Below are 13985 nucleotides of genomic sequence, written 5' to 3' on the forward strand. Positions count from 1 at the left end.
TTACTTTTTCTAGAAAAGGAGGGAGATGGCATGGAGCGCATGTTTCGCGTTCTCGGCTTTTGGACTGGAATTTTCTCGGTTATGTTTTACGTAGGGGATATGCAACAGGCTGCACTACTATTTTTAGGACAAACAGGTTTCTTCGTACTTTTAAGTTATTTAAAATTAACAGAGCGTATGTATATATACGTATTTGGGGCCTACTTAACTGTTTTCTTCATAGGATTTACATACTACACGACGTTTTTACTTGTCCCTGGGGCTGGACATTAAAAGATGGCAATTTGCCATCTTTTTTTTAATCGCGGAATTTCCTAGTTGACTTATAGGTTTTATTACCTTATATTCTATATAACAGATTGGAATTAGGGGGAATCAACATGAATACACTGCTTGTCGGAATTAACGTTGCAGTCATGCTCATTTTAGTCGGCGTATTATATTATATGCAACGTAAGCATGTATCTTTTAATAAACGTGTATTTACTGCTTTAGGAGTCGGAATTTTATTTGGTCTTATATTACAATTTATTTATGAGCCTACTTCTAAAGTAATTATTGAATCAAATACTTGGTTTGGCTTAATCGGTAACGGTTATGTGAAATTGCTTCAAATGATCGTTATGCCACTTATTTTAGTATCTATTATTTCAGCCTTTACAAAATTACAATTAACGAAAAATCTTGGTAAAATCAGTGGCCTTATTATCGGAATTTTAATTCTTACTACAGGAATTGCTGCAGCTGTCGGAATCGCTGCAAGTGCAGGATTTGATGTATCAGCAACAGGCCTACAACAAGGTGATGCAGAATCTGCTCGTCTGAAACTAGTTGAAGAAAGATTTACTTCTATTGAAAAGACAACAATTCCAGACAAATTATTAGAGCTATTACCTACAAATCCATTTCTTGATTTAACAGGTGCTCGTCCAACATCAACAATTTCTGTCGTAATATTTGCAGCCTTTATCGGCATTGCCTTTATAGGTGTAAAACGAAAATATCCAGAACAAGCAGAGTTATTTAAGAAGATGCTTGATGCTGTATATGCAATCGTAATGCGTATGGTAACATTAATTTTACGCCTTACTCCATACGGCGTATTAGCTCTTATGGCAAAAACAGTTGCTGGTAGCGATATAAATGCTATTTTAAAACTTGGTAACTTCGTGTTAGCGTCTTACGTAGCACTTATCGTAATGTTCGTTATTCACTTATTATTAATTGCTCTATCTGGTTTAAATCCAATTCAATATTTGAAAAAGGTATTCCCTGTATTAACATTTGCATTCACATCTCGCTCTAGTGCTGGTGCAATGCCATTAAATATTGAAGCGCAAAAAGAAAAGCTTGGTATTTCCGAAGGGATTGCAAACTTCGCAGCTTCATTCGGGGTATCTATCGGTCAAAACGGTTGCGCAGGTATTTATCCAGCAATGCTTGCAATGATGGTCGCTCCAACTGTAGGAATTGATCCGTTACAACCACAATTTATTTTAACTTTAATCGCTGTCGTTGCTATTAGCTCATTCGGTGTTGCCGGTGTTGGTGGCGGTGCAACATTCGCAGCGTTAATCGTACTATCTACAATGAACTTACCAATTGGCATTGTCGCTCTTGTTATCTCGGTTGAACCATTAATCGATATGGGCCGTACAGCCCTTAACGTAAGTGGTTCTATGACAGCAGGTCTTATTTCTAGTAAATGGCTTGGTGAATTAGATCAAGATACGTACAATCAAGATGATACAAAAACTGGTGAAATTGCTTCATAATAAGAAAAAGACGCTAACATAAAACTGTTAGCGTCTTTTTTTACATCCCATCTTGAAAAGTATCACTCCAAGCATTCTTCTAGTTGCTCTTTTAACTCCTCCTCAATCTCATAATAAGAATAATCAACAAGTTCTCCTACTTTCTTACTCCCCCAAATTCTTGATTGAGTTAGCATTCCTAAAAAGATATTTTCGCATTTCCAAATTGGAATGATATAAAAGTCAATCATCTCACCTTCTTCATCTACTATCGCCATAGAAACTGATGAATAATACCCCGTTTCAAAGGGATCTTTTTTTTCTCTTTCGAATCCAATGTCTAATTCCATACTTTTCTCAATATATAAATGGGCATACTCACTAAAAAGTTTAAGTGATATTCGCTCTATCTCCTTTTCCATACATTGAATTTTCTCTTTCAATTCCAATGTAAAATCTCGTTCTTTATACTTCATTTCCGTCTCCTTACACATAGAAAAAGAGAATACAATAACATATTCTCTTTTCTCAAATATATTTCATTATCTCACAGCCCGTCCTTTTCACAAATAACCATTCTGCTCGCACCATTTATGAAATTGTCCTACGTCCACTCCAACTAACACGATATCCTTTAGCTCGACATCAATACTTTGTTCTCCAATTATAATAGCGAAGTGTGGTTTTAATTGTTCTTCGTTTTTCTTTACAATTCCAATTCGGTTCCGATGCGGTCCATCTTTTATATATGCTTTTTGCCCTACAATATCAAAGTTCAAGATTCTCACCTCTTTTACTGCGCTCAAATTGGAAATACAATCTCCACCTCGGAAAATTTCCTTTCATTGCACTATTTCTCTATATATATGACGAAACAATAAAAGAGTCCTTCCTTCTTTACAATTATTTTTTCTTTGTTTCATTTTTATGATTGAAACGTAAAGTTTATAATAAAATACACTTGGAAGCGCTTTCTATGTAATTTTTTATGTTATAATATAAAAGTAGAACTTCGTAAAGAGGGTTAAAAAATGAATACAAAAATAATAAAAAAAGTAATTGACGCATTAAAAGTATATGGCTTTCAGGATGTATCATTCTGTGACAAAACGAAACAATTTTTATTTCATAACGAAACGGATATTATGAGCGGCTATGCAGAAATAACATATAGTAGTCAATTTGAAAAATTTAACGTACAAATTCATCCAATTGAAACACATCATCAAGCAGAGTTACAAGAGGTTGAAAGACATATACAAGCTTGTATAAGAAAAGTGGAATATTTAAACGCACTTCTTACTGGGCAGACAAAACTAGATGATAAAATTATTATTATGTAAAAAAAAGAACGTGATATCCTCACGTTCTTTTTTCATTATACGTTCATCTTTTCCTTCAGTTGTAATCCTGTAATGGATTCTAATACATCCATCGCTTCTCCAAACGTCATATCAAAAATCGTCTTATCCTCTATGTATGGAAACTGTCTGAAACGCTTTTCTAACATCTTCACAGCATCTGATGTAAAGTTTGCACTATCAACACCAAATTCTGTTTCAAGAAGCACGATCCAATCTAACACATGAAAACCTAATCCATTTACGAATGAAATCAGTTTCTCTTCTGGTTGTGAAGATAAGAATACGTATCGCTCCATCTCACTGAATAGTTCTTCGCCTAAAATTTCTGCTAATTCATCATCATGTTCGCGTTCAATAATCTCTTCATATCCGTAATCATCAGTAAGCTCTTCTACTTCTTCACTATCTGCAAAAAGCAATTGACTAAGAAGCGCATCTCTCTTAAATTCACTCTTTTGTACCACTTCTAAAAAACTTGTTTCCCAACCATTTTCTAATTTCATATTATATAGCTCCTTTATATACTTTCCTTATCATCACTGTACCCAAAAGATTATCTTTATAACCTTTTAAACATCCACATTATTCATAACGTGAGCTACAAACTCTTTTGCATCCCCTTCAAAAATATGTACTTCTGGCAAATGGTAAAATGTTGTTTGCAGCGAATTTCCTTCATGATACATATATATTTTTTTCTCTAGTGCAATGGCCATTCCAAACTCTGTATGACTTCCATTTCCACCATCTAATATAAATAAAAAGACATCGGCTTCCTTTATAGCATTCTTTTCCGCCTCACCAATTTCTCTTAATTGTTCTTGGTTAACTGCTCTTTCGTTTTTTGTCCAATCATATGTATGGTGCCATCCTGCTTCTTTTAACTGGCCTGATACAAAACGAACAATGTGTTTATTTTGAAATCCCGATGCTATATAAAATTTCATTTATGTTCATCCTTTAAATCTGTATGGGGAAACTCCTTTTAGCGTTACTTGCTATAGATATAATAAAGAACGACATCAAAAAAAATCCCCATCTTTAGAACTTATTTGCGTTTAAATGATGGGTTGCTTCATGGTCTTCTTTTGTTTTTTGTTTTTTATAACTTTCATCAGCTAACATTTCTAGTTCTGCTGTTATTTCTGATTTTTCAAGCTCTCGTTCTTGCGAAAATTTCCTTGAAATATAAACAATCACACTACCAACGTACAACACAAAGCATATAATAAGTGCAGTATTTTCATAGAGACTTAGCTCCAACACAGTCACTCCTAATCCATTCGTATTTTCACGCTTAATCAATTGGAATTTCCCTACTAACCATTTGTTATTGTAACATAAAAATATCAATTCTTGGAATCTTTCATCCTATTAAAAAAGACATGATTGTATAATCATGCCTCTGAAATATGTTTAATAATAGTTTTAATCGCTTCTTCTCCATTGTATTTCTTTAATGCCCTTTTATACACCTCATTATTTTGATCTAACTCTTCGACATGCTTTATAAGAGAATTCATAGTAACATCTTCTTCGTACAATACTGAGGCATAACCTTGTTTTTCGAAGGATTCTGCATTTAAAATTTGATCTCCACGACTAGCAAATTTTGATAAGGGAATTAAAACCATTGGCTTTTCTAATGTTAAAAACTCAAAGATTGCATTGGATCCCGCACGTGAAATAACAAAATCTGTTGCCGCTAATATGTCTGGTAACTCCTCATGGATATATTCAAATTGTTTATATCCTTCTTTATTTTGTAAGCTTTCATCAAGATTACCTTTTCCGCAAAGATGAACAATTTGATACTTTTTAAGAAGTTTTGGTAACGCTTCTCGAACTGTTTCATTGATTTTCTTCGCACCCAAACTTCCACCCATAATTGTAATAACCGGCTTTTTACGTGAAAAACTTAAAAACGCTAAACCTTTTTCACGATTTCCCTTTAGCACTTCTTCACGTACAGGAGCTCCCGTATATATTACTTTTTCTTTCGGTAAATGTTTCGCTGCTTCCTCAAATGTAACAAATATTTTCGAAGCAAAACGGAGCGCAATTTTGTTTGCTAGTCCTGGTGTCATATCGGATTCATGCAATAAAACTGGCACTCTATTTAACCATCCTCCAATTACGACTGGTACAGATACGAAACCACCTTTTGAAAAAATTACATCCGGTTTTAGTTTTCGAATTCTTACATACGCATCCATAACCCCCTTCATTACAAAAAAAGGATCTTTTATATTTTTCAAATCAAAATAACGACGTAGCTTTCCACTCGCAATACTATAGTACGGAATGCCCTCTTTTTCTATAATCGCTTTCTCAATCCCTTGATGAGAACCAATATAAGAGATATCCCAATGCTGTTCTTGTAAATATGGAATGATGGCTAAATTAGGTGTTACATGCCCTGCCGAACCGCCACCTGTAAAGACTATTTTCTTCATACGTCTCCCCCTTCTACACTATAGTACACTAAAATACCTTGCCTCAGGGTGAGAAAATACCATAGCCGTTACTGATGCTTCTGGTTCCATCATGAATCCTTCCGTTAATGAAATACCTATTTCCTCTGGATGAATTAGACGGAACAATTTTTCTTGATCCGCAAGTTCTGGGCATGCTGGATAACCAAATGACACACGTATTCCTCTATATTTCGTACGGAAACGCTCTTCCATCGTCAGTTCAGGTGAATCTGGAATGCCCCAGCGGTCACGAATGAGCATATGTGTTTTTTCAGCAAGCCCCTCTGCTAATTCAAGCGCTAACGATTGAATTGCATGACTGCGTAAATAATCTCCCTTCGCCTTCCACTCCTCAGCAATATCCCGAACTCCTTCCCCAACAGTAACAGATAAGAAAGCGACATAGTCCATCTCATCTCCAATAGGGCGCAAATAATCACCTAAAGTACGGTATGGTGCTTTTCCTTGTCTAGGAAATGTGAAACGCTCTATTACGCGCGTATGATCTTCCGGATCATATATTACGATGTTTTGTCCATCGCTTTGCGCTGGGAAAAATTGATACACTGCTTTCGGTTTTAACCAAGATTGTCCTTCCACCAATAATTCGTCTATTAAATCATTTAATTCGTGCGCTCTTTTATCCCCCTCTTTCAAAAGCTTCTTCACATTTCCTTTTAATCCAAGGTGATGTCCAAGTAACATTTGTCTATTTAAAAATGGGGCAAGATGTGAGACAGGAACATCTCGTAATACAATTCGTTTTGTTGAATCAGGCACCATAACCTCTGATTTTGGTAATGGCTCAATTACTGCTGGAATTTCCACTTTCTTCTCTTCTTTTTTTACGATATGAAGATGACGTTCTTTTTTATCCTGTTTCATCTTCTCACGCTCTTCTTCTTTTTGAAGCTTATTAATAATATCAAGACCTGTCATCGCATCGCTCGCATAACATACGAGCCCTTTATACGATGGAGAAATACGATTATCTGTAAACTTTCTCGTTAACGCTGCACCACCAACAACAATTGGAATATCAATATTCGCCGCTTTTAAATCCTCAGCAGTTGTTACCATTTGTTGTGCTGATTTTACTAGCAAGCCAGAAAGACCTATAATATCAGGTTTTTTTTCTTGCACTTCTTGAACGATTCGATCCGAACGAACATTAATTCCTAAATTAATAATCTCATATCCGTTATTTGATAAAATAATTTCAACAAGATTTTTCCCAATATCATGTACGTCCCCTTTAACGGTCGCTAATAATACTTTTCCTTTTTTCGCACTATCGCTAGATTCCATATGCGGCTCCAAATAACTTACAGCAGCTTTCATACTTTCAGCACTTTGCAATACTTCAGCAACTATAAGTTCATTATTATTAAATAATCGTCCCACCTCATCCATTCCTGCCATAAGTGGACCATTAATAATATCCAAAGGTTTTCTTCCCTCTGTCAGCGCGAGACTTAAATCTTCATGTAATCCTTGCTTTGTACCTTCTACAATATAGTTGGCTAGTCGCTCATCAAGCGTTAATGTTTCTTGAACAACAACCTCTTTCTTTTTAGCAACACGATAAAAATTCGTAAATTCTTCTAACGTCTCTTTCGTCGTTTCAAATAATAATGCATCTGCAAGACGTTTTTCTTCCTCTGGAATTGACGCATAGCGCTCTAATTTCTCAGTATTAACAATCGCATAATCTAATCCTGCTTTCGTTGCATGATATAAAAAGACAGAATTTAACACTTCACGTCCAGCTGGTGGTAAACCAAATGATATATTACTCACACCTAAAATCGTTAAACATTCTGGTAACGCTTCTTTAATAAGTCGAATTCCTTCTATCGTCGCTGCCGCTGAACCGATGTATTCTTCATCACCTGTCCCCACTGGAAATACAAGTGCATCAAAAATAATATCTGACGGGCGTATACCATATTTCGTCGTCAATAATTCATAACTTCTTTTCGCAATTTCTAGTTTTCTTTCAGCACTTACTGCCATACCATCTTCGTCAATTGTCCCAACTACAATTGCGGCACCATACTTGCGAAGCAGTGGCGTTACCTTTTCAAAACGCTCTTCTCCATCTTCTAAGTTAATAGAGTTAATAACAGCTTTCCCTTGAATATAAGTAAGTGCTCTCGCCATTACATTTTCATCTGTTGAATCAATCATAATCGGTACTTTTAACACTTTTGTAACTTCTGATAAGAATTTTTCCATATCTTCTATTTCATCACGGTCAGGGTCTGCCATACAAATATCAATAATATGAGCATTTTTCTTCACTTGTGCTCTTGCCACTTCAGCAGCCTCTTCAAATTTACCTTCTGCCACTAATCGTTTAAATTTACGTGACCCTATAACATTCGTTCTTTCACCCACAAATAACGGTCTCATAGACTCATCATATTGCAGCGCCTCTAATCCACTAATTCCATGTCCGGCTCGTTCATTTTGCTCACGCGGTGTAAGAGATGCTAGCGCTTCTTTCATTGCTCTTATATGTTCTGGTGTTGTGCCGCAACAACCACCAATAATATTAATCCATCCTTCTTCAGCAAATCGCTTCACTTTTTCAGCGAGAGAAGATGGAGATTCATGATAATGTCCATCTTCATCAGGAAGACCTGCATTTGGATAACAAGAAATGTAACACTCCGATAAATCAGATAAAGAACGAATATGGTCTCTCATAAACTCCGGACCAGTCGCACAGTTTAATCCAACAGATAATGGCTTCATATGTTCTACGGATAAGTAAAAAGCCTCAATTGTTTGCCCAGCCAGAGTCGTCCCCATCGGCTCAATCGTCCCAGAGATCATAATAGGAACAATTTTATTTAGTTCTTCAAAAGCAGCTTGAATTCCAATATAAGCTGCTTTCACATTACGCATATCTTGACTCGTCTCAACGAGTAACACATCAACTTCGCCATTTAATAATCCCCTCGCCTGCCTAGTATAAGCTTCTATTAGTTCTTCAAATGTAACTCCTCCTGTAACACTAATTGCTTTCGTTGTCGGTCCCATCGCACCTGCAACATATACTTCATTCCCGCTTTCTTTAACAGCTTGTTTCGCTAATCGTGCTGCCTTTTCATTTAGTTCTTCATCTAAATGAGACAGCTCATAATCACTTAATACGATATTTGTCGCCCCAAATGTATTTGTTTCAATAATGTCAGCTCCAGCTTCAATATAAGCTTTATGAATCTTTAAAATAACATCCGGCCTTGTTTCTACTAAATATTCATTACAGCCCTCGTACTCTTCTCCTCCGAAATCTTCCGCAGTTAAGTCCTCTTGTTGTATCATTGTCCCCATTGCACCGTCTAATATTAAAATGTTATTTTGTAATTTTTCTTCTATACACTTCATCAATTAATACCTTCTTTCACTTCTTGCTTTTCTCTCACATATTTAACAAGATGTTCTGTAATTTCATATTTTAGAAATGGTGTAATTAAATAGATACCGTTAAAATATTTCATCGCTGCATCGATCAACTCTTGTGAAATACGAATCCCTTCCTCGATAGCTGCCTCTTTCGTTTCGTGTCCATCCATTCTCTCTCTTATTTCTTCAGGAAGAGTAATACCCGGCACCTCAAAATGGAGAAAGTCTGCATTCCGCTTACTTACTAATGGCATAATTCCAATAAAAATAGGTTGTTCCAAATGTTTTGTTGCTTCATATACTTCTTCTATTAAAGCAACATCATATATCGGCTGTGTTAAGAAATATTCAGCCCCAGCATCTATTTTTCGTTCCATTCGCTTTACCGCTGCTTTTAAATGCCTTACGTGAGGATTAAAAGCACCTCCGACTGAAAACCTTGTTGCCGGTCCAATGGATTTCCCTAAAATGGAACGTCCATCGTTCATTTCTTTAATCATTTTAATTAACTCTATAGAGGACAGATCATATACAGAAGTTGCTCCCGGAAAATCACCAACGCGCGCTGGATCACCAGTTAAAGCTAATACTTCCTCCATACCTAACGCTGATAAACCTAGTAAATGAGATTGTAGTCCAATGACGTTATGGTCTCTACACGTTAAATGTGTCAATACTGGAATATCGTGCTTCGTTAATAGTGCGCCCATTGCCATATTCGAAACACGAGGCGATGCTAATGAATTATCTGCTAGAGTAATAGCGTCTGCTCCCGCTCTTTTTAACGCTCTTGCTCCTTCAAAAAACCGCTGTGTATCTAACGTTTTCGGCGGATCTAATTCCACTACAACTGTCGTTTGTTTTTTTGCCTTTTCCGCAAGAGTAACCTGTGCCTTCGAACGCTTCTCGTGTGTATGAACTACTTTCGGTCTTTGAATTGTGTCTTTTTCTATTACAGGTGTAACATTCGCAACAGCGCGCTTCATACTTTGAATATGTTCTGGAGTCGTACCACAACAACCACCCAATAACCGAATACCTTGCTCAATAAATTTCGGTGTCATCGCTTCGAAATAAGCTGGGCTTCCCTCATATACGTAACGTCCCTCCACATAATTTGGGAGACCTGCATTTGGGTATGCTGATAAATAGCCATTCTGCGGAATCGATATCATTTTGAAAGCTTCTGTCATATGAAGTGGTCCTAGTTGACAGTTCAATCCAACAACATTTGCACCGTAATCTATAAGCTGCTTTAATATTTCATTGACATCATTTCCATTTTGAGTCGTACCTGCTTCATGTAACGCTACTTGAGCAACAATCGGAATATTCGTTTGCTTACGCAATACTTTAACGGCATGAAGTAATTCAAATTCATCGTAAAAAGTTTCTAATAGTAATCCATCAACCTGTTCTTCTAGTAAAGCACCTGCCTGTTCAAGTAGCATAAATTCTCGCTCCATATCAGTCGTTGTGACAGCTCCGATATGTTTCATACCACCGATTGTTCCTAAAATTGCATTTCTGTTTGTAACAGATGCTTTTGCAAGCTTCACTGCCGCTTTATTAATTCGAACAACTTGATTTTCTAAGCCATACATACGTAATTTCGCCTCATTTGCTCCATACGTATTTGTTTGAATCACATCTGCACCAGCAGCTACATATTGTTTATGAATCGATATAATTAGGTCTGGATCAGATACATTCAATTCTTCAAAACTACTTTGCAAACCATGTGAATGTAATAACGTTCCAACCGCACCATCACCTATTACAATTCCTTTTGATAATAAATCTAGTAATTTCACGAATCTCCCTCATTTCTATCAATATAAAAACCCCCTCTTCACTTTGAAGAGGGGGACATAATTGTTCCGCCTCTTATTATGCAAAACATGCGTTTTGCAGGTATTAGCACCGTTTCAAACATTTCGTTTGAAGGTTGCCGGGTTTCACAGGGCCTTTCCCTCCACCGCTCTCAATAAGAGTTGTCTTTATTATTTTATTTATGTAGCTAAAAGGAAATGCGTTCCCCTTTTAACAATGTTTGTTAATTTTTTATAAATTTAGCATGCACAAATATAAAAGTCAATGACACTTGCGGAAAAATAAAAATTATTTAAAATAAAGTTGCAATTCAATTAACTTTTGTTGTAAAGTTAAAAACATAATAAAAATTTCATACGAACATTCTTATCTAGAGAGGTAGAGGGACTGGCCCTATGACGCCTCAGCAACCATTAACATTTGTTAATAAGGTGCTAATTCCAGCAAATTGTGAAAGATTTGACAGATGAGAAGAAGACTCTATTCAATCCGAAAGCCTTCTTCTTAGAAGGCTTTTTTTATTTTATATTCAACTACTGGTTCAATTTAAAAAGGAGGAATTTTTACATGTCAACTATCGAAACAAAACTAGCACAAATCGGAAATCGTAGCGAAACTACAACAGGAACTGTTAATCCACCCGTTTATTTCTCAACCGCTTATCGTCACGAAGGACTTGGTAAATCTACCGGCTTTGACTATTCACGAACTGGAAATCCAACTCGTGGTCTTTTAGAACAGGCAATCGCAGACTTAGAATATGGCCAACAAGGTTATGCCTGTAGTTCAGGTATGGCAGCTGTTCTCCTCGTCCTTTCATTATTCCGTTCTGGAGATGAACTTATTGTATCCGAAGATTTATACGGGGGAACGTATCGCTTATTTTCCGAACACGAAAAAAAGTGGAATGTTCGATGTAGATACGTAAATACACAATCTATTAAACAAATTGAGCAAGCTATCACAACTGAAACGAAGGCTATTTTCATAGAAACTCCGACTAATCCATTAATGCAAGTTACTGATATTGCCGCTGTCGCAACTGTAGCGAAAAGACACAGACTACTTCTTATCGTAGACAATACATTCTACACGCCTTATATACAGCAGCCATTAACAGAAGGTGCTGACATCGTACTTCATAGTGCAACGAAATATTTAGGTGGGCATAATGATGTATTAAGCGGACTTGTCGTTGCAAAAGGAAAGGAACTTTGTAAGGAAATCGCTCATTATCATAATGCCTCCGGTGCTGTCTTAAGCCCATTTGACTCATGGCTATTAATTCGTGGTATGAAAACTTTAGCGCTTCGCATGAAACAACATGAAGAAAATGCGAAAGCAGTTGTTGCTTATTTAAATGATGAGGATGGTGTGACAGATGTCTTTTATCCAGGGAGAGGCGGTATGATTTCATTCCGACTTAAAGATGAAGCTTGGATTAATCCATTCTTACAATCTTTATCCTTAATCACATTTGCCGAAAGTCTTGGTGGTGTAGAAAGTTTAATGACTTATCCAGCAACGCAAACACATGCTGATATTCCAGAAGAAATCAGAACGGCGAACGGTGTATGTAATCGTCTTCTTCGATTCTCCGTCGGCATTGAAAACAGTAATGATTTAATTCAAGACTTAAATCAAGCCATTAAACTTGTAAAAGAAGGTGTGAGAATATGAGTTATTCTATAGATACACTCTTACTACACAACCAATATAAACACGATGCACAAACAGGAGCTGTTAACGTTCCCATTTATAACACATCAACATTTCACCAGTTTGATGTAGATACTTTTGGCAAATACGACTATAGCCGATCTGGAAATCCAACTCGTGAAGCTCTGGAAGATATCATTGCTTTATTAGAAGGCGGAACAAAAGGATTCGCCTTTGCCTCAGGCATTGCAGCGATTTCTACTGCTTTTCTCCTTCTTTCACAAGGCGATCACGTTCTCATTTCAGAAGACGTATACGGAGGCACTTATCGAATTATAACTGAAGTACTCTCCCGTTACGGTGTTTCACATACATTTGTTGATATGACCAATTTAGAAGAAATAAAGCAAAATATTAAATCGAATACGAAACTCTTTTATGTAGAAACACCATCTAACCCACTTTTAAAAGTAACAGATATTCGCGAGGTTTCTAAACTCGCAAAATCTATTGGTGCTCTTACATTTGTTGATAATACTTTTTTGACACCATTATTCCAGAAGCCACTTGATCTTGGCGCCGATGTCGTTCTTCATAGTGCTACAAAATTTATTGCTGGTCACAGTGATGTTACTGCCGGATTAGCGGTCGTAAAAGATGCCGAACTCGCTCAAAAGCTTGGATTTTTACAAAATGCATTTGGCGCTATTTTAGGACCTCAAGATTGTTCTCTCGTACTTCGCGGTCTAAAAACATTACATGTACGTCTTGAGCACTCAGCTGCAAATGCCAATAAAATTGCACACTATTTACAAGAGCATGCTAAAGTACAAAATGTCTATTATCCGGGATTACAAACACATCTTGGATTTAATATTCAACAATCTCAAGCAACGTCAGCTGGAGCGGTCTTATCGTTTACTTTGCAGTCAGAAGATGCACTCCGCCAATTTTTATCAAAAGTAAAATTACCTGTTTTTGCAGTGAGTTTAGGAGCTGTCGAATCGATTCTTTCCTACCCAGCTAAAATGTCCCACGCCGCACTGTCGCAAAAAGCTCGTGATGAAAGAGGTATCTCTAATTCATTACTTCGCTTATCAGTCGGTCTTGAAAATGTTAACGATTTAATATCCGATTTTGAAAATGCCCTCTCTTATGTAGAAGAACCTGTAAATGCGTAGAGAGAAAAGAAGATATGAGATTAAGTTTTCATATCTTCTTTTTAGTGTTTTTTCTTTTTGTACTCAAATTTTTTTGTCTTCTTCAACCATCCTCCTCGTTAGTCTAATGAGGGGTAGCGTCAGGAAAATGCGGATTTACAACGCTAAGGAAATATCACTTATTAAAAAAAGCCGATTCCCCTCTCAAGGAATCGACTTTTTTATTTATTCTTAATGAACTAACGCATGCGTTAGTTCATTAAGAAAGATGTTTGAAAAAATAGCCTGTATATATTTGAACGATGAATAACTTACCTATTTCCT

13 protein-coding genes and 2 riboswitches are annotated in these 13985 nt (G+C 36.5%); of the genes, 5 read left to right on the forward strand and 8 right to left on the reverse strand.

Going from position 1 to position 13985, the window contains the following annotated elements:
• Positions 1-30 precede the first annotated feature (30 nt).
• The gene (locus tag JDS98_RS15500) at positions 31-273 is read left to right on the forward strand and encodes a DUF2626 domain-containing protein (RefSeq protein ID WP_000440717.1); all 243 of its coding nucleotides are present in this window, start codon (positions 31-33) and stop codon (positions 271-273) included.
• A gap of 107 nt (positions 274-380) precedes the next feature.
• On the forward strand, positions 381-1775 hold the full coding sequence (locus JDS98_RS15505; RefSeq protein ID WP_001094345.1) for an L-cystine transporter: 1395 nt from the start codon (positions 381-383) through the stop codon (positions 1773-1775).
• A gap of 62 nt (positions 1776-1837) precedes the next feature.
• On the opposite strand, the gene JDS98_RS15510 is transcribed toward JDS98_RS15505, so the two are convergent.
• Together JDS98_RS15510 and JDS98_RS15515 are read right to left on the reverse strand one after the other, a co-directional pair.
• Positions 1838-2230, reverse strand: coding sequence for a hypothetical protein (locus JDS98_RS15510; RefSeq protein WP_199634021.1), 393 nt, complete (start codon positions 2228-2230; stop codon positions 1838-1840).
• Between the two features lie 87 nt (positions 2231-2317).
• Positions 2318-2533: a DUF3912 family protein gene (locus tag JDS98_RS15515; RefSeq protein ID WP_001008324.1), complete on the reverse strand. Its 216-nt coding sequence runs from the start codon at positions 2531-2533 to the stop codon at positions 2318-2320.
• Between the two features lie 252 nt (positions 2534-2785).
• Here JDS98_RS15515 and JDS98_RS15520 point away from each other — a divergent pair, with 252 nt between their 5' ends.
• Positions 2786-3097: a hypothetical protein gene (locus tag JDS98_RS15520; protein WP_001092833.1), complete on the forward strand. Its 312-nt coding sequence runs from the start codon at positions 2786-2788 to the stop codon at positions 3095-3097.
• A 35-nt stretch (positions 3098-3132) separates the two neighbouring features.
• Here the strand turns inward: JDS98_RS15520 and JDS98_RS15525 are convergent, their stop codons facing one another.
• From JDS98_RS15525 to JDS98_RS15550, 6 genes are all read right to left on the reverse strand, one after another.
• The gene (locus tag JDS98_RS15525) at positions 3133-3621 is read right to left on the reverse strand and encodes a hypothetical protein (RefSeq protein WP_000764254.1); all 489 of its coding nucleotides are present in this window, start codon (positions 3619-3621) and stop codon (positions 3133-3135) included.
• 66 nt (positions 3622-3687) lie between these two features.
• Positions 3688-4065 (reverse strand): nucleoside 2-deoxyribosyltransferase, encoded by a 378-nt coding sequence (locus JDS98_RS15530; RefSeq protein WP_199634022.1) that lies wholly within the window; start codon positions 4063-4065, stop codon positions 3688-3690.
• A 94-nt stretch (positions 4066-4159) separates the two neighbouring features.
• Complete coding sequence (locus JDS98_RS15535) at positions 4160-4420, reverse strand: DUF3966 domain-containing protein (protein WP_079996683.1); 261 nt, start codon at positions 4418-4420, stop codon at positions 4160-4162.
• Positions 4421-4515: 95 nt separating this feature from the next.
• Positions 4516-5574 carry an undecaprenyldiphospho-muramoylpentapeptide beta-N-acetylglucosaminyltransferase gene (locus JDS98_RS15540; protein ID WP_098227149.1) on the reverse strand — a complete coding sequence of 353 codons (1059 nt, stop codon included), beginning with the start codon at positions 5572-5574 and terminating at the stop codon, positions 4516-4518.
• A gap of 18 nt (positions 5575-5592) precedes the next feature.
• Positions 5593-8991 carry a methionine synthase gene (gene metH / locus JDS98_RS15545; RefSeq protein ID WP_098137350.1) on the reverse strand — a complete coding sequence of 1133 codons (3399 nt, stop codon included), beginning with the start codon at positions 8989-8991 and terminating at the stop codon, positions 5593-5595.
• A complete protein-coding gene (locus tag JDS98_RS15550; protein ID WP_199634023.1) occupies positions 8991-10823 on the reverse strand; it encodes a bifunctional homocysteine S-methyltransferase/methylenetetrahydrofolate reductase in 1833 nt (610 codons plus the stop codon). Before JDS98_RS15550 ends, metH begins: the two co-directional genes overlap by 1 nt.
• A 70-nt stretch (positions 10824-10893) precedes the next feature.
• A riboswitch (SAM riboswitch) is annotated at positions 10894-11003 on the reverse strand.
• Between the two features lie 202 nt (positions 11004-11205).
• Positions 11206-11315, forward strand: a riboswitch (SAM riboswitch).
• A 94-nt stretch (positions 11316-11409) separates the two neighbouring features.
• On the opposite strand from JDS98_RS15550, the gene metI reads away from it, so the two are divergent.
• Both metI and metC read left to right on the forward strand, forming a co-directional pair.
• A complete protein-coding gene (gene metI, locus JDS98_RS15555; RefSeq protein ID WP_199634024.1) occupies positions 11410-12522 on the forward strand; it encodes a cystathionine gamma-synthase/O-acetylhomoserine thiolyase in 1113 nt (370 codons plus the stop codon).
• On the forward strand, positions 12519-13682 hold the full coding sequence (gene metC, locus JDS98_RS15560; RefSeq protein ID WP_000122267.1) for a cystathionine beta-lyase: 1164 nt from the start codon (positions 12519-12521) through the stop codon (positions 13680-13682). The genes metI and metC overlap by 4 nt, the downstream gene beginning before the upstream one ends.
• The last annotated feature ends 303 nt before the right edge of the window (positions 13683-13985 follow it).

The organism is Bacillus cereus group sp. N11, assembly GCF_016483605.1.
Classification (GTDB): domain Bacteria; phylum Bacillota; class Bacilli; order Bacillales; family Bacillaceae_G; genus Bacillus_A; species Bacillus_A toyonensis.